21 protein-coding genes are annotated in these 23,291 nt (G+C 62.1%); 11 read left to right on the top strand and 10 right to left on the bottom strand.

The window, feature by feature from the left end; translation table 11 throughout:
• Positions 1–456 precede the first annotated feature (456 nt).
• Positions 457–1,608, top strand: a complete 1,152-nt coding sequence (macA, locus tag HX875_RS07745; RefSeq protein ID WP_177042716.1) for a macrolide transporter subunit MacA — start codon at positions 457–459, stop codon at positions 1,606–1,608.
• Positions 1,609–1,611: 3 nt separating this feature from the next.
• Positions 1,612–3,570: a MacB family efflux pump subunit gene (locus tag HX875_RS07740; protein WP_177042715.1), complete on the top strand. Its 1,959-nt coding sequence runs from the start codon at positions 1,612–1,614 to the stop codon at positions 3,568–3,570.
• Between the two features lie 125 nt (positions 3,571–3,695).
• On the opposite strand, the gene HX875_RS07735 is transcribed toward HX875_RS07740, so the two are convergent.
• Positions 3,696–4,343: a helix-turn-helix transcriptional regulator gene (locus HX875_RS07735; protein WP_177042714.1), complete on the bottom strand. Its 648-nt coding sequence runs from the start codon at positions 4,341–4,343 to the stop codon at positions 3,696–3,698.
• A 185-nt stretch (positions 4,344–4,528) separates the two neighbouring features.
• Positions 4,529–5,773, bottom strand: coding sequence for a methionine gamma-lyase (locus tag HX875_RS07730; RefSeq protein ID WP_177042713.1), 1,245 nt, complete (start codon positions 5,771–5,773; stop codon positions 4,529–4,531).
• 124 nt (positions 5,774–5,897) lie between these two features.
• Between HX875_RS07730 and HX875_RS07725 the strand changes: the two genes are divergently transcribed.
• The 8 genes from HX875_RS07725 to HX875_RS07690 all read left to right on the top strand — a co-directional run bounded on the left by HX875_RS07725 (position 5,898) and on the right by HX875_RS07690 (position 13,882).
• Positions 5,898–6,368, top strand: a complete 471-nt coding sequence (locus HX875_RS07725) for an Lrp/AsnC family transcriptional regulator (protein WP_177042727.1) — start codon at positions 5,898–5,900, stop codon at positions 6,366–6,368.
• 563 nt (positions 6,369–6,931) lie between these two features.
• A complete protein-coding gene (gene fmdA / locus HX875_RS07720) occupies positions 6,932–8,161 on the top strand; it encodes a formamidase (RefSeq protein ID WP_177042712.1) in 1,230 nt (409 codons plus the stop codon).
• Positions 8,162–8,163: 2 nt separating this feature from the next.
• Positions 8,164–8,511, top strand: coding sequence for an FmdB family zinc ribbon protein (locus HX875_RS07715; protein WP_177042711.1), 348 nt, complete (start codon positions 8,164–8,166; stop codon positions 8,509–8,511).
• 15 nt (positions 8,512–8,526) lie between these two features.
• Positions 8,527–9,570, top strand: a complete 1,044-nt coding sequence (locus HX875_RS07710; protein ID WP_177042710.1) for an aliphatic amidase — start codon at positions 8,527–8,529, stop codon at positions 9,568–9,570.
• Positions 9,571–9,737: 167 nt separating this feature from the next.
• Positions 9,738–10,694 (top strand): AAA family ATPase, encoded by a 957-nt coding sequence (locus HX875_RS07705; protein WP_177042709.1) that lies wholly within the window; start codon positions 9,738–9,740, stop codon positions 10,692–10,694.
• Between the two features lie 50 nt (positions 10,695–10,744).
• Positions 10,745–11,308, top strand: coding sequence for a DUF2239 family protein (locus HX875_RS07700; RefSeq protein ID WP_177042708.1), 564 nt, complete (start codon positions 10,745–10,747; stop codon positions 11,306–11,308).
• 22 nt (positions 11,309–11,330) lie between these two features.
• Positions 11,331–12,686, top strand: a complete 1,356-nt coding sequence (locus tag HX875_RS07695) for an MATE family efflux transporter (RefSeq protein ID WP_177042707.1) — start codon at positions 11,331–11,333, stop codon at positions 12,684–12,686.
• A 170-nt stretch (positions 12,687–12,856) separates the two neighbouring features.
• Positions 12,857–13,882, top strand: a complete 1,026-nt coding sequence (locus tag HX875_RS07690; protein WP_177042706.1) for a hypothetical protein — start codon at positions 12,857–12,859, stop codon at positions 13,880–13,882.
• A gap of 55 nt (positions 13,883–13,937) precedes the next feature.
• Here the strand turns inward: HX875_RS07690 and HX875_RS07685 are convergent, their stop codons facing one another.
• Positions 13,938–14,714: an AraC family transcriptional regulator gene (locus tag HX875_RS07685; RefSeq protein ID WP_177042705.1), complete on the bottom strand. Its 777-nt coding sequence runs from the start codon at positions 14,712–14,714 to the stop codon at positions 13,938–13,940.
• Between the two features lie 116 nt (positions 14,715–14,830).
• Here HX875_RS07685 and HX875_RS07680 point away from each other — a divergent pair, with 116 nt between their 5' ends.
• The gene (locus tag HX875_RS07680) at positions 14,831–15,715 is read left to right on the top strand and encodes an EamA family transporter (RefSeq protein ID WP_177042704.1); all 885 of its coding nucleotides are present in this window, start codon (positions 14,831–14,833) and stop codon (positions 15,713–15,715) included.
• On the opposite strand, the gene HX875_RS07675 is transcribed toward HX875_RS07680, so the two are convergent.
• The 7 genes from HX875_RS07675 to HX875_RS07645 all read right to left on the bottom strand — a co-directional run bounded on the left by HX875_RS07675 (position 15,693) and on the right by HX875_RS07645 (position 23,185).
• Entirely contained in the window at positions 15,693–16,250 is a 558-nt protein-coding gene (locus tag HX875_RS07675) for a GNAT family N-acetyltransferase (RefSeq protein WP_177042703.1), read from the bottom strand. The genes HX875_RS07680 and HX875_RS07675 overlap by 23 nt on opposite strands.
• A gap of 63 nt (positions 16,251–16,313) precedes the next feature.
• Positions 16,314–16,802 carry an Lrp/AsnC family transcriptional regulator gene (locus tag HX875_RS07670; protein WP_177042702.1) on the bottom strand — a complete coding sequence of 163 codons (489 nt, stop codon included), beginning with the start codon at positions 16,800–16,802 and terminating at the stop codon, positions 16,314–16,316.
• 166 nt (positions 16,803–16,968) lie between these two features.
• Positions 16,969–18,354 carry an aspartate aminotransferase family protein gene (locus HX875_RS07665; RefSeq protein ID WP_177042701.1) on the bottom strand — a complete coding sequence of 462 codons (1,386 nt, stop codon included), beginning with the start codon at positions 18,352–18,354 and terminating at the stop codon, positions 16,969–16,971.
• Entirely contained in the window at positions 18,351–19,838 is a 1,488-nt protein-coding gene (locus HX875_RS07660) for an NAD-dependent succinate-semialdehyde dehydrogenase (RefSeq protein WP_177042700.1), read from the bottom strand. The genes HX875_RS07665 and HX875_RS07660 overlap by 4 nt, the downstream gene beginning before the upstream one ends.
• A 226-nt stretch (positions 19,839–20,064) precedes the next feature.
• Positions 20,065–21,090 (bottom strand): glycine betaine/L-proline ABC transporter substrate-binding protein ProX, encoded by a 1,026-nt coding sequence (proX, locus tag HX875_RS07655; RefSeq protein ID WP_177042699.1) that lies wholly within the window; start codon positions 21,088–21,090, stop codon positions 20,065–20,067.
• 72 nt (positions 21,091–21,162) lie between these two features.
• On the bottom strand, positions 21,163–22,059 hold the full coding sequence (locus HX875_RS07650) for an ABC transporter permease (RefSeq protein ID WP_079443397.1): 897 nt from the start codon (positions 22,057–22,059) through the stop codon (positions 21,163–21,165).
• A complete protein-coding gene (locus HX875_RS07645; RefSeq protein ID WP_218171887.1) occupies positions 22,052–23,185 on the bottom strand; it encodes a quaternary amine ABC transporter ATP-binding protein in 1,134 nt (377 codons plus the stop codon). The genes HX875_RS07650 and HX875_RS07645 overlap by 8 nt, the downstream gene beginning before the upstream one ends.
• Positions 23,186–23,291: the final 106 nt, after the last annotated feature.

The following is a 23,291-nucleotide window of genomic DNA, read 5'->3' as shown; positions in this document are numbered from 1 at the left end:
CCCGGGGCCGCCGCGACGTGCCATCCATGGCCCGGCGCGGCTAAATCGGCATCCCTGCCGATTTACCCGCTCCACCGTGCCTGCTTGCGGCCATCGTGGTTAACGGGGCCCGCAGATCAAGATCAAAAGCAAAAGCACGGCGGCCTGAAAGCCGACCTGAGTGTTAAAAGCAAAGGCAAAAGCCGCTTTTCTGTAGGAGCTGGCTTGCCGGCGAAGAACCTGAGAGCGCCGCGTTCATTCAGGACGCCAACGTCATCGTTAACGACCATCGCCGGCAAGCCAGCTCCTACAGGGGGGCGTGCGCGCTGTAGATTTTGATTTTGCCTTTGCTTCACCACACTTAAGCCGGCCTGTAGGCCGCTGTAAGAGCGGAACCAATATCAGCCGTTACCAAAAAAACGGATATGTACTCCGAGCCAAAAGCCGGACCAACTTCAACACCTCTCATGGTCATTTATGGAAAAGTCAAAGTATCGAAAAGCAGGATTGGCCCTGGTGTTGACCGTCGCAGCCGGCCTGATCATCTACACCGTGCAGGCCCCCGCAGACGCGCCGCAATACCTGACCGCCACCGCCGAACGCAGTGACATCGAAAACGCCGTCCTGGCCACCGGCCTGCTGGAAGGCGTCAAGCAGGTCGACGTCGGCGCCCAGGTCTCCGGCCAACTCAAATCCCTGAAGGTCAAGGTCGGCGACAAGGTCAAGAAGGGCCAATGGCTCGCCGAAATCGACCCACTGATCCTGCAGAACACCCTGCGCAAAGCCCAGGTCGACGAAGAAAACCTCCAGGCCCAACGCCGCGCCACCGCGGCTCAACTCAAGGAAACTAAATCCGTCTACCAACGTTACCAGGGCCTGCAAGAGGACGAATCCGTCTCCCGCCAGGACTTCGAAACCGCCGAGTCCAACTACGAAGTGCAGCGCGCCAACCTGATGTCCCTCGACGCCCAGATCAAAAGCGCCCACATCCAGATCGACACCGCCAAGATCAACCTGGCCTACACCCGCATCGTCGCGCCCATCGACGGCGATGTCGTGGGCATCGTCACCCAGGAAGGCCAGACCGTGATCGCCAGCCAACTGGCGCCGGTGCTGCTCAAGCTCGCCGACCTGGACACCATGACCGTCAAGGCCCAGGTCTCCGAGGCCGACGTGATCCACATCAGCCCCGGCCAACAGGTGTACTTCACCATCCTCGGCGAGGCCGACAAACGCTACTACGCCAAACTGCGCGGCACCGAACCGGCCCCGCAGAACTTTCTCGAAACCCAGACCGCCGGCACCCCCAAGCAAAACACCGCGGTGTTCTACAACGCACTGTTCGACGTGCCCAACCCCGACCACCGCCTGCGCATCGCCATGACCGCCCAGGTGCGCATCGTGCTCGACACCGCCAAGGCCGCGCTGACGGTGCCCGTGGCCGCACTCGGCCCGCGCAACGCCGATGGCCGCTTCCCGGTGCGGGTGCTGGATGCCAAGGGCCGGGCCAACACGCGGCAAGTGCAGACCGGCATCAACAACAACGTCAAGGTGCAGATCCTCGATGGCCTGGCCGAAGGCGACAAGGTGGTGATTGGCGATCCATCGCCCGCCGTGGCGGGGGGCTGATCGATGACGCAGCCACTGCTGGAGCTTAAAGGCATCGTGCGCAGTTTCATGGCCGGTGACCGTGAGTTCATTGCGCTCAAGGGTATCGACCTGACCATCCACGCCGGGGAAATGGTCGCGATTACCGGGGCTTCGGGCTCGGGTAAATCCACCCTGATGAACATCCTCGGCGGCCTCGACTACGCCACCGCCGGCAGCTACAAGATCAATGGCATCGAAACCCGCACCCTGGGGGATGAACAGCTGGCGGAGCTGCGTCGTGACTACTTCGGTTTTATCTTCCAGCGTTACCACCTGCTGGCGCACTTGAGTGCGTTGCACAACGTGGAAATGCCGGCGATTTATGCCGGCACACCGGAAAGCGCGAGGCACAGTCGGGCAGGGGAGCTGTTGGCACGACTGGGCTTGTCGGGGCATTTGACCCATCGCCCGAGCCAGCTGTCCGGCGGCCAGCAACAGCGGGTGAGTATCGCCCGGGCCTTGATGAATGGCGGCGAGGTGATCCTCGCCGACGAACCCACCGGCGCCCTCGATACCCACAGCGGCAAGGAAGTGATGCGCATCCTGGCCGAGCTGCACGCCGCCGGGCACACGGTGATCATCGTCACCCACGACCCGAAGGTCGCAGCCAATGCCCAGCGGATCATTGAGGTGCGCGATGGCGAGATTGTCAGTGACCGCGCCAACGAAAGTGTCGGCCTCGACCTGCCCACCGAGGCACCCATCGAGCCCAAGCGCAGCGGTGCGCGCAAGTTGGTGGCCAGCCTCGGACTGTTCAAGGAGGCCTTCAACATGGCCTGGGTCGCGCTGATTTCCCATCGCATGCGCACCTTGCTGACCATGCTCGGCATCGTCATCGGCATCACCTCGGTGGTGTCGATCTCGGCCATCGGCGAGGGCGCCAAGCGTTATGTGCTCAAGGACATCCAGGCCATCGGCAGCAACACCATTGATATCTTTCCCGGCAAGAGTTTCGGTGACAGTCGCGCCTCGGCGATCGAGACGCTGTTGCCGTCGGATGTGGAGGCGCTGAACCAGCTGTATTATGTCGACAGCGCCACGCCGGTGGTGGGGCGCAACCTGTTGCTGCGCTACGGCAATATCGACCTGGACGCGCAGGTCAATGGGGTCAGCGATCGCTATTTCCAGGTCAAGGGCCTGAAGCTCGAAGCCGGGATTACCTTCAGTGAAAGCGACGCCCGGCGCCAGGCCCAGGTGGTGGTGATCGATCACAACGCGCGTCATCGGTTGTTCGGGCCTGGCGTGGATCCGCTGGGCCAGGTGATCCTGGTGGGCAACCTGCCGTGCACGGTGATCGGGGTGACGGCCGACAATAAAAACATGTTTGCCGCCAGCAAGGCGCTGAACGTGTGGGTGCCCTATGAAACGGCGGCAGGCCGGCTGTTGGGCCAGCGCCATCTGGACAGCATCACCGTGCGCATCAAGGATGGCCAGCCGAGCAAGGTGGTGGAAGAGAACGTCACCAAGCTGATGTTGCAGCGCCACGGCACCAAGGATTTCTTTACCAACAACCTCGACAGCATCATGCAGACGGTGCAGAAAACCAGCCGTTCCCTGGCGTTGCTGCTGTCGTTGATCGCGGTGATTTCATTGCTGGTGGGCGGCATCGGGGTGATGAATATCATGCTGGTGTCGGTGACCGAACGCACCCGTGAGATCGGGATTCGCATGGCGGTGGGCGCGCGGCAATCGGATATTCGCCAGCAGTTTCTGGTGGAGGCGGTGATGGTCTGCCTGATTGGCGGGATGATCGGCATCTCGCTGTCATTCGCCATCGGCTATCTGTTTTCGTTGTTTGTGAAAGAGTGGGAAATGGTGTTTTCCCTGGGGTCGGTGGTGACGGCGTTTGCGTGTTCGACGTTGATCGGGATTGTGTTCGGGTTTGTGCCGGCGAGGAATGCGGCGCGGCTGGATCCGATTGAAGCCCTGGCGCGGGATTAACCCGGGTAGAGATCAAAAGTGTGGGAGCTGGCTTGCCTGCGATAGCGATGTGTCAGTCAACATATCAGGTGACTGAGACACCGCTATCGCAGGCAAGCCAGCTCCCACATTGGTTCTGTGGTGTTCTAGAGACCGCTGCTTTCTTCCGTGGAATACATCCACCGCATCAACGAATGCCGACCACTGATGCCCATCTTGATCGCCGCCCGCTTGAGGTAGCTCTCGATGGTGTTGACCTTCAACGCCAACTGCTCCGCCAGTTCCGGCGCGGTGCGTCCGGCCAGCAACCCGACGCACACTTCAAGCTCGCGGCTGGACAGGGCCAGCCCGGATTGCGCAAGGCGTTCTTCAAAGCGCCGGCGCAAGGTGTCGATGCCTTGTTGCTGCGGCACTTCATTCTCCGGGCCGCTGGGTTGCAGGGCGCTGATGTGTTTTTCAACCATCGGCAGCAGCAGGGAAGAGAAGTCTTGCAGGATGATCCGTTCCTGCTGGGAAAAACTCTCGCAAGGGTTGGAGCGGTACACCGACAGCACGTAGCTGACGTCATTCTTGCGTCGGGTCAGGTGCAGTTGGGCGGCGGCCTGGGTTTCGTCCAGGTCGGGCGCCGGGGCGTGGTCCCTTGAACTCACGGGCATTTGGGTGATGTGCGTGGCGTCGACCGCCAGTTGGGTGAGGATCAGGTCGTGCAGCATGCGCGGGAAATGCCGGCTGCCGGTGCTGGCGATGACCTTGCCAATGTGGGGGAACAGGTGTGAGTTCATCATTTCATCCATGAGTTTCAAGGAGGGCGGTGTACAGGGCAGTGATATCCATGACTGCCGCCTCGTATGCTAGTACAGGCTGTCGCAAACGGGCCAATGAATGGATCAAATTTTTTGCGGGGCAGGGCGCAACGGGAAAAGCCCGACCTTTGCAGGCCGGGCTATTGGTAAACGTCGGGCCTGGTGATGAATTTACTTCAAGCGTGATGAACGTTGTGTTGCACCGCCCGGGATTTCGGCTTTTCGGCACAGGCGTGAAGGGCCTGGGCAACGTCGGCCAGCAGGTCGGCGATATCTTCCAGGCCTGCCGAGAGCCGCACCAGCCCTTCGGAAATTCCGTGATGGGCGCGTTGTTCCGGGGTGTAGGTGGAGTGGGTCATGCTGGCCGGGTGCTGGGCCAGTGACTCGGCGTCCCCGAGGCTCACTGCCCGGGTGAACAGCTTCAGGGCGTTCATGAAGCGCCGGCCCATGTCGATGCCACCCTTGAGTTCGAACGCGATCATGCCGCCCGACTGCTTCATCTGTCGCGCGGCCAATTCGTACTGCGGGAAGGAACGCAGGCCGGGGTAGGTCACCCATTCCACCAGTGGGTGGGCCTGCAAGGCTTCGGCGATGGCCAGGGCGTTGCTGCAATGGCGATCCATGCGCAGGGCCAGGGTCTTGAGGCCGCGCATCAGCAGGGCCGCATCCTGGGGCGACATCACCGCGCCGGTCAGGTCCTTGAGCCCTTGCAGGCGAATGCGCTGGGCCAGGGCCTGGCTGCTGACGGCGATGCCGGCAGTGATGTCGCCGTGGCCGCTGAGGTATTTGGTGGCCGAGTGCACCACCACGTCGGCGCCCATTTCCAGCGGGCGTTGCAGGTAGGGCGTGCAATAGGTGTTGTCGACCACCACGGTGATGCCGGGTTGGCGGTGGGCGATCTCGGCGACGGCGGCGATGTCCACCAGTTGCAGGTTGGGGTTGGCCGGGGTTTCGAAGTAGATCATGCGGGTGGCCGGGTTGATGGCCTCGCGCAGGGCGTTCAGGTCGGTGAGGTCGACATGGCGCACCTTGATGCCGAACTCGCCGATGCCATGGTGCAGCAGGGCGAAGGTGCAGCCGTAGAGGGTCTGGCTGACGATGATCTCGTCACCGGGGCGCAGCAGGGTCCAGAACGTCGCGGCGATTGCGCCCATGCCGGAGCTGAAGGCCACGGCGGCTTCGCCGTTTTCCAGGGTGGCCATGCGCGCTTCCAGCAGGGCCAGGGTGGGGTTGGAGATGCGCGTATAGAAGTGCCCGCTCTCTTCACCGGCGAAGCAGGCGGCGCCGTATTCTGCGGTGGGGAAGGCGAAGGTGGCCGACAGGTAGATCGGCGGCACGAGGGCGCCGTGGTGGTCCTGGGGATCGTAGCCGTGGTGGATGGCGCGGGTGGAAAAGCCGAACGTATTGTGTTTATTTTTCATGGTCGGACGCTCCTTATTTCCTACAATGCTATGCTTATAACTGCGGCCGAACGTTCCATAGTTTGCTGGGAAAAGCCGGTAGATTGGGATGAAAAACAATAAAAACGAGGTTTTGAGGCAAGATATGCCCACTCATCTGGATCGGACTGACAAGGCGCTTTTAAACGCTTTGCAGGGTAATGCGCGGTTGACCGTGGCGGAGTTGGCGGAGCGGGTGTCGCTGACTACTTCGCCGTGTTGGCGGCGGGTGAAGAACCTTGAGGACAGCGGGGTGATCGGGGGGTATCAGGCGATCCTGTCGCCCAAGGCGCTGGGGTATGGGGTGACGGCGTTTGTCAGCATCATGATGGACACCCATTCGCGCGAAGTGGCCCGGGCGTTTGAGCAGAGGTTGCTGGAGATTCCCGAGATTGTGGCGTGTCATAACGTTTCGGGGCGGTATGATTTTTTGTTGGAAGTGGTGGCGAAGGATCTGGAGTCGTTTGGGGAGTTTGCGCGGGAGGTGTTGCAGGGGTTGCCGTGTGTTAAGGAGATTTATTCGAGCTTCTCGTATAAATCGGTGCGGCCGTTGCGGGTGATTCCTTTGCCGGGGTGATGGTGTACATATCCATTCCTGCGGTAACGGCTGCTTATGGTTTCGCTCTTACAGCGGGTCACTTTTGGCAAACGCCCGGAATGTCGGCCCAGCCAAAAGTAACCAAAAGGTCTTTGCCCCACCACTCGGAGCCTCGCCTAGGCTCGGCATGCCGGAACGAAGGCCATCGTGGTTAACGGGGCCCGCAGATCAAAATCAAAAGCAGATCAAGATCAAAGGCACGCAGCCTCGCTAGCGCTCGACAGCTGCTACGGGGGGCTCTGCTTTTCTGTAGGAGCTGGCTTGCCGGCGATGCGGACAACTCGGTCTTTCAGATACACCGAGGCGATGCCATCGCCGGCAAGCCAGCTCCTACAATGGACCGTGCTTGCTTTTGATTTTGCTTCACCACACTCAAGCCGGCCTGTAGGCCGCTGTAAGAGCGGAACCATAAGCGGCCGTTACCTAAATAACGGATATGCCCCCCAGCCCCAAAGACGCATACGTCATCCAACGTATTCCCCGCCCAACCCCATCCCCGCGAGACTGCTCCCACAGCCCAGCCACCCTCCGGGAGCACCTCGATGACCGACACCCTGATCAAAGTCGACCTCAACCAACCCGTCACCGAAAACGAGCAGATCCACAACCGTTGGCACCCGGACATCCCGATGGCCTGCTGGGTCAAACCCGGCGATGACTTCATACTCGAAACCTACGACTGGACCGCCGGCGCCATCAAGAACAACGACGACGCCAGCGACGTGCGCGACGTCGACCTCTCCACCGTGCACTACCTCTCCGGCCCGGTGGGCGTACACGGCGCCGAACCCGGTGACCTGCTGGTAGTCGACCTGCTCGACATCGGCGCCAAGGCCGACTCCCAATGGGGCTTCAACGGGTTTTTCTCCCGCCAGAACGGCGGCGGCTTCCTCACCGACCACTTCCCCAGCGCGCAAAAAGCCATCTGGGATTTCAAGGGCATGTTCACCAGCTCCCGACACATCCCGGGCGTGAACTTCGCCGGCCTGATCCACCCCGGCCTGATCGGCTGCCTGCCCGACCCGGTAATGCTCGCCGACTGGAACCGCCGCGAGCAGGAGCTGATCGACACCAACCCGACCCGCGTCCCACCCCTGGCCAACGCCCCCCTGGCCGCCACCGCCCACATGGGCAAGCTCAAGGGCGACGCCCGTGACGCCGCCGCAGCCACCGGCGCCCGCACCGTGCCGCCCCGCGAGCATGGCGGCAACTGCGATATCAAGGATCTGTCCCGCGGTTCGAAGATCTACTTCCCGGTGTACGTCAACGGCGCCGGCCTGTCGGTGGGTGACTTGCACTTCAGCCAGGGCGACGGCGAAATCACTTTTTGCGGCGCCATCGAAATGGCCGGCTGGGTGCACATGAAGGTCGAGCTGATCAAGGGCGGCATGGCCAAGTACGGGATCAAGAACCCGGTGTTCAAACCAAGCCCGATCACCCCGAACTACAAGAACTACCTGATCTTCGAAGGCATCTCCGTCGATGAGCAAGGCCAGCAGCACTACCTGGATGTCAACGTCGCCTACCGCCAGGCCTGCCTCAATGCGATCAACTACCTGACCAAGTTCGGCTACTCGCCGGCCCAGGGTTATGCGTTGCTCGGCTCGGCGCCGGTGCAGGGGCATATCAGCGGCGTGGTGGACATCCCCAACGCCTGCGCGACGTTGTGGCTGCCCACCGAAATCTTCGAGTTCGACATCAACCCCAACGCCAGCGGCCCGACCAAGTTCCTCGACGGCAGCATCGACCTGCCCATCGCACCGGACCTGTAGCCATGCCGACCTACGAATATGCCTGTGAGTCCTGCGGCACCTTCACCATGCTGCGGCCTATCGCCCAGCGTCACGAGCCGAGCCAGTGCCCGTATTGCGACAGCCCCGGCGGGCAGTTGCTGCTGTCGGCGCCGGCGCTGACCACGCTGTCGGCCAACCAGCGCAAGGCCATTGCCGGCAACGAGCGCAGCGCCCATGCGCCGCAAACCGTCGGTGAGTACAAGGAGTCGCGCAAGCACCCGGCGGGTTGCAGTTGCTGCGGCACCAGCAAGCCGGTGGTGCCGAGCAAGACCAACCCGTTGGGCCTCAAGACCAGGACCGGGCCGCGGCCCTGGATGATCAGTCACTGACCTAGGAGATTTGCAATGCGCCATGGCGACATATCCAGCAGCCCGGACACGGTCGGCGTTGCTGTCGTGAACTACAAGATGCCGCGCCTGCACAGCAAGGCCGAGGTCATCGATAACGCGAAGAAGATTGCCGAGATCATCGTCGGCATGAAGCAGGGTTTGCCCGGCATGGACCTGGTGGTGTTTCCCGAATACAGCACCATGGGGATCATGTACGACCACGACGAGATGATGGCCACCGCCGCAAGCATTCCCGGCGAAGAGACGGCGATTTTCTCGGCGGCCTGTCGCCAGGCCAACACCTGGGGCGTGTTTTCCCTGACCGGCGAACGCCACGAGGAGCATCCGCACAAGGCGCCGTACAACACGCTGGTGCTGATCAATAACCTCGGCGAGATCGTCCAGCGTTATCGCAAATGCATTCCGTGGTGCCCGATCGAGGGCTGGTATCCGGGGGACCGCACCTACGTGTGCGACGGGCCCAAAGGCATGAAGGTCAGCCTGATCATCTGCGACGACGGCAACTACCCGGAGATCTGGCGCGACTGTGCGATGAAAGGCGCCGAGTTGATCGTGCGCTGCCAGGGCTATATGTACCCGGCCAAGGAGCAGCAGGTGCAGATGTCCAAGAGCATGGCCTGGGCGAATAACTGCTATGTGGCGGTCGCGAACGCGGCGGGGTTCGACGGGGTGTATTCGTACTTCGGGCACTCGGCGATCATCGGTTTTGATGGGCGTACCCTGGGCGAATGCGGTGAGGAAGAAATGGGCATTCAGTACGCCCAGCTGTCGGTGTCGCAGATCCGCGATGCGCGGGCCAACGACCAGTCGCAGAACCATCTGTTCAAGCTGCTGCACCGTGGCTACACCGGCATGCACGCCTCGGGCGATGGAGACAAGGGCGTGGCGGACTGCCCCTTCGAGTTCTATCGCACCTGGGTGCTGGACGCGCAAAAGGCCCAAGAGAATGTCGAGGCGTTTACCCGCAATACCGTCGGTGTCGCTGAATGCCCGGTGGGGCAGTTGCCCCATGGCGGTAAAGAAAAAACGGCGGGCTGAACTGGCGAAACACACCCTCTGTGGCGAGGGAGCTTGCTCCCGCTGGGCTGCGCAGCGGCCCCAAAATTTAAGCAGCGCTACGCACTGGAGCACCAGCCCGGTCCCGCGGGAGCATGCTCCCTCGCCACAGTTTATTCATTGTCCTTTTGATCGTTATAGGGTGAGGCATGCGGTTTACCTTTGAACCGGCCCAGGTCATGGCCTTGCTGCGCAGCCGTATCGTCGGCCAGGACGCAGCCCTGGCCCAGGTGGAAGGGCTGCTGAAGGTGGTCAAGGCCGATATCGGCGAGCGTGAGCGGCCATTGAGCGTCAACCTGTTCATGGGGCCGACCGGGGTCGGCAAGACCGAAATCGTTCGGCTGCTGGCGCAGGCATTGCACGGCCGGGCCGACGGGTTCTGCCGTATCGACATGCACACCCTGGCCCAAGAGCATTACGCCGCCGCACTCACTGGTGCACCACCGGGTTATGTCGGCAGCAAGGAGGGCATCAGCCTGTTCAACAGCGAACTGATCCAGGGCAGCTACAGCCGCCCCGGTATCGTGCTGTTCGACGAGCTGGAAAAGGCCAGCCAGGAAGTGGTGCGCAGCCTGTTGGGCATCCTTGAAAACGGTCAGCTGACCCTGGCGGGCGGCGCCCGTACGCTGGACTTTCGCAACAGCCTGATCTTCATGACGAGTAATATCGGTGCGCAACAGGCGCGTCGGCATCGACAGCGGTTTGCCCCGCTGCGCTGGTGGGGGCGCGGTGAAGCAGGGGTGTTGGAGGATGCCTTGCACAGTCACTTCGAACCGGAATTTCTCAATCGCATCGACCGCATCCTGATGTTCGAGCCCATCGATCATCAGTGGCTTGAAGCGTTGCTGGAGGTGGAACTCGGCAAACTCAATCAGCGCCTTGCCGCTCAGCAACGCTCACTGGTGCTGGATGAGTCGGCGCGGGCCTGGCTGTGCCGCGACCATGACCCACGGTTTGGGGCACGTGCCCTGGGCCGTCGATTGCGGGTCGAACTGGAGCCGGCGATTGCCGAATGCGTATTGCGCGACCCGGGTGTGGGGCCTATGGGCGTGACGGTCGGCAGCGATCGTTTGGTGGTTTCGCAACAAGCGCCTTGCATCCCCTGAATTCCAGGCTAATATAACCCGGGTAAAACAATATATTCCGGGTAAAAGTCATGAGCGCATCACACTGCACCGCCTTCCTCGGCCATCAACGCGTGGCCGCCGGCTCTTATGCCGACGTCGCCAAAACCCTGAAAAGCCTCGACCTGTCGGCGGGCAGCTTGCTGGTGTTTGATGACACCAGCGGTGTTCAAGTCGACTATCCCTGGCCAGCCGATTACGCACCCCAGCAGCCGACGGTTGCGGTGACGGAGGCCGAAGTGCCGGCGTCACCGGCTGTAGGCCGCCCGAAGCTCGGCGTGGTCGCCCGTGAAGTCACCCTGTTGCCGCGGCATTGGGAGTGGCTGGGGCAACAACGCGGCGGCGCCTCGGCGGCCTTGCGCCGGCTGGTGGATGAAGCGCGCAACGCCCATGCCGAGCACGATCAGCAACGCCAGGCGAAGGAATCCAGCTATCGTTTCATGAGCGCTATCGGCGGCGACCTGCCAGGTTTTGAAGAAGCCTCGCGGGCCTTGTTTGCCCAGGATGGCGCTGACTTTTCCAACAAGATTGCGCACTGGCCGGTGGATGTGAAGCTGTACCTGGCCTGGTTGTCACGCAACGCTTTCCCTGCCTGATTGCATTGAGATCCGAACCTTCATGGAAGTCACCCAGAAACGACCGTTGTGGCAGATCTACCTGATCTTTTTGGCACCCATGGTGCTGTCCAATTTCCTCCAGAGCTTTTCCGGCACGCTCAACGGCATCTATGTCGGGCAGATGCTCGGCACCCAGGCGTTGGCGGCCGTGTCGGGGATGTTCCCCATCGTGTTTTTCTTTATCGCCCTGGTGATTGGCCTGGGGGCGGGCGCGTCGGTGCTGATCGGCCAGGCCTGGGGCGCCCGGGAAACCTCGATGGTCAAGTCGATCACCGGCGCCACCCTGACCCTCGGCGCCCTGATCGGGGTGATCGCGGCGGTACTGGGCAGCGTGTTTGCCCGCCCGGCGATGCAGGCCCTGGGCACCCCGGTGGATGTACTGGATGACGCGGTGGGTTATGCGCAGATGATGATGTTGATCATGCCGCTGCTGCTGGTGTTCATCCTGTTCACCCAACTGCTGCGGGGCGTGAGCGACACGGTGTCGCCGTTGCTGGCGCTGATGGTGTCGACCGCCGTGGGCCTGGTGCTGACCCCGACGCTGATCAAGGGTTGGCTGGGCCTGCCGCCGATGGGCATCCAAAGCGCGGTGCTGGCAGGTCTGGTGGGTAACGCCCTGGCGATGACCTTTCTGGTGCTGCGCCTGCGCCATAAAAACCACGTGATGGCGCCGGACCGCGAGTTGATGGCGGCGCTGCGGCTGGACCGGGTGATCCTCGGCAAGGTCCTGCGTATCGGCCTGCCGACCGGCTTGCAGATGGTGGTGCTGTCGCTGTCGGAGCTGGTGATTCTGGCGCTGGTCAACAGCCATGGTTCCCAGGCGACGGCGGCGTATGGGGCGGTGACGCAAATCGTCAACTACGTGCAGTTTCCGGCGCTGTCGATCGCCATCACCGCGTCGATCCTGGGGGCACAGGCGATCGGGGCAGGGCGGCTGGAACGTATCGGGCCGATCCTGCGCACCGGGATTGTGATCAACCTGTGCCTGACCGGCGGCTTGATTCTGCTGGGGTATGGGTTGTCGCACTGGTTGCTGGGGTTGTTCATTACCGACGTTGATGCACGGGTCAAGGCCGAGCACCTGCTGCATATCATGCTCTGGAGCATCCTGGTGTTTGGTTTTCAGGCGGTAGTGGGCGGGATCATGCGGGCCAGCGGGGTGGTGCTGGTGCCGGTGGGGATTTCGATCTTTTGTGTGTTGGGGGTGGAGTTGCCGGTGGCGTACCTGCTCAATGCGCGGTTTGGGCTGGAAGGGGTCTGGATGGCGTTTCCGGTAACGTACCTGGCGATGCTTGGGTTGCAGACCGCGTATTACCGGTTGGTCTGGCGGCACAAGCAGATAAAACGCTTAGTGTGAGGGGGGTGTTCCTACTGGACGATGAAGGGTTTTCCTGCCGGGAACTGGAAGTTTCGGAACCATTTTTCGGCAAGGCGCCACACAGCCTTGGCCCATCCGGCTTGGTCGTTGGTTGATCAACACCAGTCCTGGATGGGCGGTACAAGGTCTAATCCATTGGAGAATAACTTATGTCATCAGTTGGCAAACCCTATCAAACCTTCGCTCCGCCTCCACCGCCTCAACCCACGCCCGCTGCCCTGCCATCAACTGCCTACGACCAGGCCACGCCTGAAGACATCGCTGAGGCTTTTGTAAAGAACAGTTCCCAATTCGTGGACAAAAAGACCGGTGAGCTCACCCTGGAAAAACTGATAGCGGTGGGCAACCGTAAGCCAACCGGGAATGCTGCGATCGACGGTATCACGGCGCTGGCCCTGGCCGTGCTCCAGCACAGCCTGTTTGATGGAGACTTGATCGACAGGAGCGAGGAATTCCTCAGGACCGGTGGTAGAGGCGAGAAGACTAAAGGCGCTGACGCCAAAAAGGACTTGCCGGTCGGCGGCAGGGGGGATGGTCTGCAGCGTCACAGGGTCGAGAGTTCTGACAAGGACAGCGGGCAACTGAATGCTTATCGCGACAAAAAGCCCGAGGACCTTGCCGATAACGCCATGGCGCGCTTCAGTTCATTGGCCGATGCCGACGGGTTCATAAGCGATAAATCCCTGGCTGCGGTCGCCGCTGGAAAACATCAGGATGGTACTCCCGCTACTCAGTCGGAGATCAACCTGGCCAATGCGCTGATGGACGCGCCGGGTCTGTTCCGTGGGCTTGACGGGGATAAGGACGGGAAGTTTGACGGGAAGATATCCCGTGATGACCTGGCACAGTTCCAGTACACATCGATGAAACCCGATGTGTTGCTCAAAGGTATCAATGAGCACTTTTCAGAGTTGTGGGTCAACGGGTCGAAAGACTATATCAACGTCGGCGAGCTTGAACTGGCGGCAGGCATCCAGGAGTCCTCCAAAACCTATAGCCCTGAGCTGAGAGCCCTTGCCAAGCAACTCCTCGGGCGTCCAGAGCTTCTTCGGGAGTTGGACATCGGGATCAAATCCGACGGAAAAACGCCAGGTGATGAAGATGGCCGATTTGACAAGGCCAACCTCGACTACCTGATCAAAAAGTACGCGTCGTCCGAGCAAAAAATTGCCTGAGTCCTTTTATAGGCCGTGAACTGCTCCCAAGGGTCGAACACAACCTTTGGGGGTTTTACATAAGCGCCCTGGCGAAATAACGACTGGGCACCTCGCCCAATACACGCCTGAACACCGTCGCAAATGCGCTCGGGCTGCTATAGCCCAGGTCCAGCGCCACCCTTGTCACCGGTTCGCCGTTACCCAGGCGCACAATCGCCGCCAGCAGGCAGGCTTGCTGGCGCCATTGCAGGTAACTGATGCCCGTGGCCTGGCGGAATTGCCGGGTAAAGGTACGGCGACTCATGCCGGCGCTGAGCGCCATGGCATCAATGCTGATTTCCAGCGAAGGCCCAGCCAGAAACGCCTCGCAGGCCTTGGCCAATCGAGGCTCCGCTGGCAACGGCGCACTGAGCGGCAGCACCGGCATCCGGGCGATTTCGTGCAGCAGCAAACCCATCAGGTAACTGTCGCGACCCCCCGCCGCATAACGCGCCGGCACCTCAACGGCCTTTTCCAGCAACTGCCCAAGCAACGGTGATACGTCCAGCACCTGACACGCCTGGGGCAGTTCCAGCCGCCGCGCCGCCTGCGGGCGAATGTAGGTGTTGAGCATCGTCACTGGCCCGCGCATCAGCATGGCGTGTGACACATCGGGCGGCACCCAGATCGCGCGTCGGGGCGGCACGACCCAGTTGCCGGTCGCGGTGTAGACGGTGATGACACCGAGGCGGGCATAGGCAAACTGCCCGCGCGGGTGAGCGTGGGCGGGGAACAGCTGGCCGTCGGCATAGTCGACGGCGGTCACGACCACGTCGCGCGGGGTGTTTTCGTAGGGATAAATATCGGACATGGCCTGATTCTAGCCTTTGTTGACCCACAATCGCAGGCGGGCCATCGTGGTTTGCGAAAAAATCGGTCGGATGCATGGCCTCTCGCCGTGCCACTGAGCAAACGGACCCCGTCACCATGAAGCACAAACACCTGTTACTGGCCGTCCTGGTGACGGCTGTGTGGGGCATCAACTTCCCCATTACCAAGCTGGGCCTGGCCGAGATCAACCCGCTGTTGCTGACGGCCCTGCGGTTCACCCTGGCGGCGTTGCCCTGGGTGTTCCTGGTAAAACGGCCACAGGTTGCGGTGAAATGGCTGGCGGCCTACGGCTTGATATTCGGGGTGGCGATGTGGGCCTTGATCAACCTCGGGATCGCCATGGGCGTGCCGCCCGGCAGCGCGTCGCTGCTGATCCAGTTCAGCGCGTTTTTTACGATGGGCTGGGGCGTGCTGCTGTTTCGTGAAAGCCTTTCCCAGGCGCAATTGATCAGTGTGCTGCTGGCGGCCCTGGGCCTGGTGGGCATGTTGGTGGGGGTGCAGGGCTCGGCCACGATGCTGGGGTTTGCCCTGGTGCTGTTCAGTGCGCTGGCCTGGAGCGTCGGCAATATCATCATCAAGGTTTCCCGGGTGCGGGAGATCTTTGGGTTCGTGGTCTGGGCCAGCCTGTTTGCACCGGTGCCGCTGCTGCTGTTGACGTGGCTGCTGGACGGCTCGCAAGCCTTTGTCGCCTTGCCTGCCCAATTGAACGGCGTGGCGCTGTTCTCCCTGGCGTTCCAGGTGTATGGCGCGACGCACTTCTGCTATTGGGGCTGGAACCTGTTGTTGCGCGAGTACCCGGTTTCCCGGGTCGCGCCGCTGTCACTGCTGATCCCGGTGTTTGGCATTGTCAGCTCGATGCTGATCCTCGGTGAGTGCCCCGGCGCTGCGCAGTGGCAGGCCATGGGCTTGATCCTGCTGGCCTTGATCGTCGGCCTGAAGAAGGGGCGCCCGTTGTGGGTCAGGCAGGACGGTCACGCTTGAGCAGGCCGTACAATGCGCTGTCCGAGACCTCGTCGCCCACCACCCAGCGCTCGCGCAACAGGCCCTCGCGGACAAAACCCAGGCGCCCAAGCAGTTTCGCGGAACCCAGGTTGCGCGGGTCAATGTCGGCTTCAAGGCGGCGCAGCCCGGCGGTGTCGAACCCATGGTCGATCACGGCGCGGGCGGCTTCGCTCATGTAGCCCTTGCCCCAGTGCTGGCGGTTCAGGGTGAAGCCGATTTCGGCGCGGCGGCATTGCTCATCGACATTGAACAGGTCGCAACTGCCGATCACCTCGCCGGTGGCCAGCAACTCCACCATGCACACCAGGTCTTCACCGGCAACCGAGGCCTCCATCAGTTGGCCGAAGCGTTCGATGGCCTGCTCGGCGCGAATCATGGTGGGGAAGGAAAAGTAGCGCATGGCCTCGGGATCGGACCAGATCGCAAACAGCGCGCGCCAATCATCCTGATGGGGAGGGCGCAGGCCCAGGCGCTTGGTGGTGAGGAGAACGGGGGCGAAAAAGGGCAGGGTCATAAAGTGCTCGTCCGTGAAAGTCACGGGCCGAATCCTGCCGGGATTGCGAGGGTTGTACAAGGGTCAGGAGAAGGCCGAGTCGTCCAGCGCCTGGGCCGGCATTGCGCCGCTGGCCTTGATGGTTTTGGTGACGATGTAAGTGAAGTAGCGCTCGATGGCCAGGTCTTCCATCAGTAGCTGATCGATGAAGCGCTGGTACTGGTCGATGTCGGTGGCGCGGATCATCGCGATGTAGTCCACGCCGCCGCCGGTGGCGTAGCAGAACTCGACTTCAGGGGCATCGCTCATGCGTTGTTCGAAGCGGCGCATGTCCTGGGCGGTATGCCGGGCGAGGGTGATTTCCACCAGCAGTTGCTGGCTCTTGAACACCTGGTTCCAGTCGATCACGGCGCGGTAGCCCTTGACCAGGCCGGCGCTTTCCAGCTTGCGTACGCGTTCCCAGGCCGGTGTCACCGAGAGGTTGATGGCCTCGGCCAGGCTCGACTTGGTGATGCGCCCGTCCTCGGAGAGGATGCGCAGGATTTTCAGGTCATAGCGGTCAAGCTTGTGCATTGCGAGCAGACTCTGAAGCGGGCGGGTAAATATCAGGCCACTAAATTGTGGGAGCTGTCGAGCTTTAGCGAGGCTGCGATGGCGTCGGCATTGCAAACATTGAGGTTGCCTGACCCACCGCTATCGCAGCCTCGCTAAAGCTCGACAGCTCCCACAGGCTACCTCATCAGCCCAATACTTCCCCGGCCACCTGGTCGATCGCGCCCTTGGTGATGTCGACAATCAGGTCGGCCTCAGCCTTGGTCAGGATCAGCGGCGGGGCAAAGCCGAGGATGTCGCCGTGGGGCATGGCCCGGGCGATCATGCCGCGCTCCAGGCAGGCGGCCGAGACTTTCGGGCCAACCTTCAACGCTGCATCAAACGGCGTGCGTTGCTCCCGGTCGGCCATGAATTCCACGGCGGCAAGCATACCGTCACCGCGCACTTCGCCCACCAGCGGATGGCCTTCGAGGGTTTCCCGCAGGCGGCGATTCAGGTAGCTGCCGACTTCGTCCGCGTTGGCGGTGAGGTTTTCCCGCTCCAGGATATCCAGGTTGGCCAATGCCGCCGCCGCGCAGATCGGGTGCCCGGAGTAGGTCCAGCCATGGCCCATGGCGCCCTCATGAGTTGAGGCTTTTTCAATCACGTCCCATACCTTCTCACCGATGATCACCGCCGACAGCGGCGCATACGCACTGGTCAGGCCCTTGGCGGTGGTGATCAGGTCCGGGCGCATGCCGTAGCGCTGGCTGCCCATTTTCGAACCCAGGCGGCCGAAGGCGCAGACCACTTCATCGGCGATCAACAGCACGTCGTACTTGTTGAGTACCGCCTGGATCGCCGCCCAGTAACCGGCCGGCGGCACCACGATGCCGCCGGTGCCCATCACCGGTTCGCCAATGAAGGCGGCGACGGTGTCGGGGCCTTCGGCGAGGATCATTTTTTCCAGCTCATCGGCGCAGTAACGCACGAACCCGGCCTCGTCCATGCCCGCCGGCGCCTTGCGGTACCAGTGGGGGCAAACGGTATGCTGGATGCCCTGTTCCGGCAGGTCGAAATGCTGGTGAAACGCTGCCAGGCCCGTAAGGCTGCCGGTCATGATGCCCGAACCGTGGTAGCCGCGATCACGGGAGATGATTTTCTTCTTCTGTGGGCGGCCCAGCACGTTGTTGTAGTAACGCACCAGCTTGATCTGGGTTTCGTTGGCGTCGGAGCCGGACAGGCCGTAATAGACCTTTTTCATGCCCTCGGGCGCCCAGTCCATGATGCGGCTCGACAGCTCGATGATCGCCTCCGTCGAGTGGCCGACGTAGGTGTGGTAGTAGGCCAGTTCCTTGGCTTGCTTGTAGATCGCATCGGCGACTTCGGTGCGGCCATAGCCGATGTTCACGCAGTACAGGCCGGCGAATGCATCGATGAATTCACGGCCTTCATGGTCGCGAATACGGATGCCCGACGCGCTCTGGATGATGCGGCCCTTGAGCGCGCCGCTGGCGTGGTCATGGGCGTGGGTGGAGGGGTGCATGAAGTGCGCGCGGTCTTGTTCGAACAGGCTTTCGAGTGCTTGGCTCATGGTTGCTCTCCTTGGAATTGGCCTTGGTGATGCAGGCAAAAGTATTTGGTTTCGACAAAGGCTTCGAAGCCCTCGGCGCCGCCTTCACGGCCCAGGCCCGAGGCTTTCATGCCGCCGAAGGGAATCGGGTGGCCGGTGAATTTCACTCCGTTGACGGCGACCATGGCGTGGTCGAGGCGGCGGATCAGTGGGTAGATCAGGTCCAGGCGGTTGGAACAAATGTAGGCGGCCAGGCCGTATTCGGTGTCGTTGGCCATCTCGATGGCCTGTTCAATCGAGTCGAACGGCATCACCCCGGCGATCGGCGCGAAGTTTTCTTCGCGGTAGATGCGCATCTGCGGGGTCACATCGGCGAGTACCGTCGGCTGGTAAAACAGCCCGCCCAGTGCATGGGCTTCGCCGCCCACCAGGCGGTTTGCGCCCAGCTCCAGGGCATCGGCCACGCGCTCGGCGGTGACGTCGAAGGCGGCCTGGTGCATCAGCGGGCCGATATCGACGTTTTGCTCCTGGCCGCCGATCAACGCCGGGCCGACCCGCAGCTCCCGCACGGCGGCGGCGAAATGGCTGAGGAATTCGGGATAGATCGAACGCTCCACCATGATCCGGTTGGCGGCGCAGCAGTCCTGGCCGGAGGTTTGGAATTTGGCCTCCACTGCGACTTTCACGGCGTGCTCAAGGTGGGCATCGGCGCAGACAATAAACGGCGCATTGCCCCCCAGTTCCAGCGAGACCTTCTTCACGTCCTGTGCCGCCGCCTGCAACACCAGCTTGCCGACCCGGGTCGAGCCGGTGAAGCTCACCGAACGCACGCGGCTGTCCTGCACCAGGGTTTGCATGGTCATTTGCGGTTCGCCCAGCACTACGTTGAACACCCCCGGCGGGAAGCCGGCTTCCTCGGCCAGTTGCGCCAGGGCCAGGGCCGAGTAGGGGGTTTCATGGGCGGGCTTGACCACCACCGTGCAACCGGCGGCGAGGGCGGCAGCGGCCTTGCGGGTGATCATCGCCGAGGGGAAATTCCACGGGGTCAGCAGGGCGCACACGCCCACGGGTTCCTTGAGGGTGCCCAGGTGCGCGCCGGGGATATGGCTGGGAATGTTCTGGCCGTACAGGCGCCGGGCTTCTTCGGCGAACCACGGAATGAAGCTTGCGGCATAGGCGATTTCGCCGCGGGCTTCGGCAAGCGGTTTGCCCTGTTCCTGGCTGAGGATACGGGCGAGGTCTTCCTGGTGTTCGAGGATCAGGGCCGCCCAGCGCCGCAGGATCGTGGCGCGGGCATCGAGGCTCTGTTCACGCCAGGCGGGGAAGGCGCGGTGTGCGGCGTCGATGGCGGCGACAATCTGGGGTTTTTCCAGCATCGGCACATGGCCGATCAGTTGCTGGTTCGCCGAGTTGTGCACGGCCATGGTGCTGGCACTGGCGCTGTGGACCCAATGGCCGTCGACGTAGCACAGGGCCTTGAACAACAGTGGGTGTTTGTAGGTCATCGGGTTCACTCCGGTTCGTCTGAGTGGGAGTAATGCTAGGGCAGGGGCGCGTGCGGGATTGGTGGTTTGGTGGGGGTGGGGCAGTGGGTTTTTTCTGATTGATGTCGCCCAAACAGGTTTTTTTGCGGCGGGTGAAAATCAACGGTGGGAGCTGGCTTGCCTGCGATAACGATGTTGAATTCACCACCGCCATCGCAGGCAAGCCAGCTCCCACATTGAATGGGTGCTACTTCGCGGTTTTTGCGGTGGCTATCCAGCCGTCAAAGGTCGCTTTGTTTTCTTTCATCCAGTCCTCCGCCAGCTTGCGAATATTGCGTTCGCTGGAGCCGTCGGCGCTGATGGTTTTTTCCCAATAACTCCACGTCGCCTGGGAGAACGTCATCTGCTCCACCAGCTTCTTGATCGCCGGATTCGCCGCGATGAACTGCTTGTTGCCGATCGCGTACCAGTTCCACGCCGCCATCGCCATGCGGCACGGATCGGCCCCGCCGGCACACCCGGCAACCCCGGGCGTGAGTGCCGACGTGGTGCTCGGCACATTGCCCGGCAACGCATCAAACGGCGTCGGCAACCACACCACGTCCTTGCCCGGCACCATGGTGTTGGTCATCCACGACGGCGCCCACGCATAGAAAAACACCGGCTCGCCACGTTTCAGGCGGGCGACGTTTTCGAACATCAGCGCTTCGTACTTGCCGCGCACCGGGTTCACCGTGTCCCTGAGGCCGAACTTGTCGAGCTGGTAATCCACCACGTCGCCACAGCCCCAACCCGGGTCACAGCTGATCAGGTTGGCCTTGCCGTCCTTGCCAAACAGCCCGGCGATTTTCGGGTCTTTCATTTGTTCCAGGCTGGTAATGCCATACGCGTCGGCGGTTTTCTTGTCGATCATGTAGCCGTTGTAGCCCGCGCCGGTAATGAAGCCTGCGCCCACCACCTCGGTGCGGTCCTTCACCTTGTCAAAGCTGGGTTGCAGCATCGGCAAGGTCACGTCCATCGACAAATCCAGGTCGCCCTGGGCGGCGGCGGGGAAGAACAGCGTGGTGTTCACGGTGCTCAACTTGCTTGCATAGCCCAGGCGCTTGGTGGCCTCGATCGCGATTTTGGTCAGTACGTAGTTGCCGCCGGTGCTCTCCGATTGCACGAAGCGGATGGTCTTGCCGGTGCCGGGTAAATCTTCGGCCCACACCTGCGTACTTGCCAGGTACAACACTGCTGCAAATCCAAGCAAGGCTTTGAATGGATGCATCATGATTTCCTCTTTTTTTTCTCGTTATGGTCAGGGTTGGCAGTCAACAACGGGCATTCATGATTTCTTGTATTTTTATGCGTTTACCGGGTTCGGATTCAGCAGGCGCTTGAACAGCGACTTGCGTTTGCGCACCGTCGGCTGCGCCAGGTTCTGGGTGATGCGGTCGAGCATCATCGCCAGCAGCACAATGGCAATCCCGCCCACCGCCGCGCGGCCCACGTCCATCCGCCCCAGGCCTTGCAGCACCACCAGGCCCAGGCCTTCGGCGCCGATCATCGCCACCACCACCGACATCACCATGGCCGTGAGCACGGTCTGGTTGAGGCCGCCGAGGATGGTCGGGATCGCCAGGGGCAGCTGGATTTCCCAGAGCAACTGGCGCTTGTCTGCACCAAAGGCGTGGCCGGCTTCCACCAGTTCGGTGTCGACCATGCGGATGCCCAGGTAGGTAAAGCGAATCAGCGGCGGGCAGGCGGAGATCACCACCGCCACTTCCCCCGACACGGTGCCGACGCCAAACAGCATCACCACCGGCACCAGGTACACGAAGGTCGGGGTGGTTTGCATGATGTCGAGAATCGGCCGCATCACGCCCCACACCCGCTCACTACGGGCGCACCAGATGCCCACCGGGATGCCCACCACCATGCAGATCACGATCGCCGTGGTGATCAGCGACAAGGTGGTCATGGCCTCGTCCCACACTCCCAGCGCGGCGATCACCACCAGGGCCACGGCGCTGAACACCGCCACTCCCAGGCTCGCGGCGCGATAGGCAATCACGAACATCAGCAGCACCATGACCGGGAACGGGATCGCGTGGATCACCGTGTCGCTCAGCCCCAGCAGGTGCTCCACCGGCCAGCGGATCGCCTGGAACATCGGCCGCAGATGAATCCCCAGCCACTCCACGCCCTGGCTGATCCATTGGTCTACGGGCAGAACCGCGAGGTCTTCTGAACTAAGCATGCTGTGCAACCTCCGCAGCGGCAGGGCGCGGGGCCGGGACGCTGGCTATGCAATCAAGAATGTGCGCGCTGTTGAGCGTGCCGACGAACAGCCCGTCGCCATCCACCACCGCCACCGGCAGGCCCGGCTTGAGCAGGCGTGCGGCTTCCACCAGCTTGGCGTTGGCCGGTACGCTGACGAACTGGCTCGACAACTGTTGCAGGGCGTCGGCGCCGCCGCCCACGGCCAGCAGCGCCGCCGAGTCCAGCACGCCGACGGCCTTGCCGCAGGTGTTGAGCACGAAGGCTGCCGAGCTTTCATTGCCCACCACCCGGGTGTCGCCTTGCACCAGCAGGGTGTTGGCTTTCTCCATGATCGAGCGCGCATCGAACAGCCGCGAACGGTCCACCTCGCGGGTGAACGCCGCGACGTAATCGCTGCCCGGGTCCATCACGATTTCCTGGGGCGTGCCCTCGCGCACCACTTGGCCGTCGGCCATGATCGCGATGCGCGTGCCCAGCTTCAGGGCTTCCTGGAAGTCGTGGGTGATGAACAGGATGGTTTTTTTCAGGGTGCGTTGCAGGCGCAGCAACTCGTCCTGCATCTCGGTGCGGATCAACGGGTCGAGTGCGCTGAAGGCTTCGTCCATGATCAACACGTCAGCGTCGGTGGCCAGTGCACGGGCCAGGCCCACTCGCTGGCGCATGCCGCCGGACAGCTCGTGGGGATGGTGATCGGCCCACTTGGCCAGGCCCACGATGGCCAGCACTTCCAGGGCACGCTTGCGCCGCTCGGCCGCCGAGACACCCCGCAGCTTGAGGCCGAACTCGGTGTTCTCGATCACGGTTTTGTTCGGCAGCAGGGCGAAGTGCTGGAACACCATGGAGATGCGCGTGCGGCGCACTTCCCGCAACTGGTTTTCGTCGAGGGTCACCAGGTCTTCGCCGTCCAGCAGGATCTTGCCCGCGGTCGGTTCGTTGAGGCGGTTGATGCAGCGCGCCAGGGTGGATTTGCCCGACCCCGAGAGGCCCATGATCATGTAGATCGCACCGCTGGGAATCGACAGCGATACGTTGTTGAGGCCGACCACGGTTGCGGTCTCGGCCAGGATCCGGTCTTTGCTGGCCCCGGCGGTCAAGAGCTGCATGGCTCTGTCCGGGGTTGAGGAAAAGACCTTGTAGAGGTTCTCAATCTTTAGTCGTTCGCTCACCAATTGCCTCCAATTGTTGTTTTGCAATCTGCGGAAAACTTCA

It is taken from the genome of Pseudomonas yamanorum (genome assembly GCF_013386765.1).
Taxonomy (GTDB): domain Bacteria; phylum Pseudomonadota; class Gammaproteobacteria; order Pseudomonadales; family Pseudomonadaceae; genus Aquipseudomonas; species Aquipseudomonas yamanorum_A.
The sequence above is the reverse complement of the archived record's forward strand: the minus strand, read 5'-3'. Positions and strand labels throughout refer to the sequence as shown.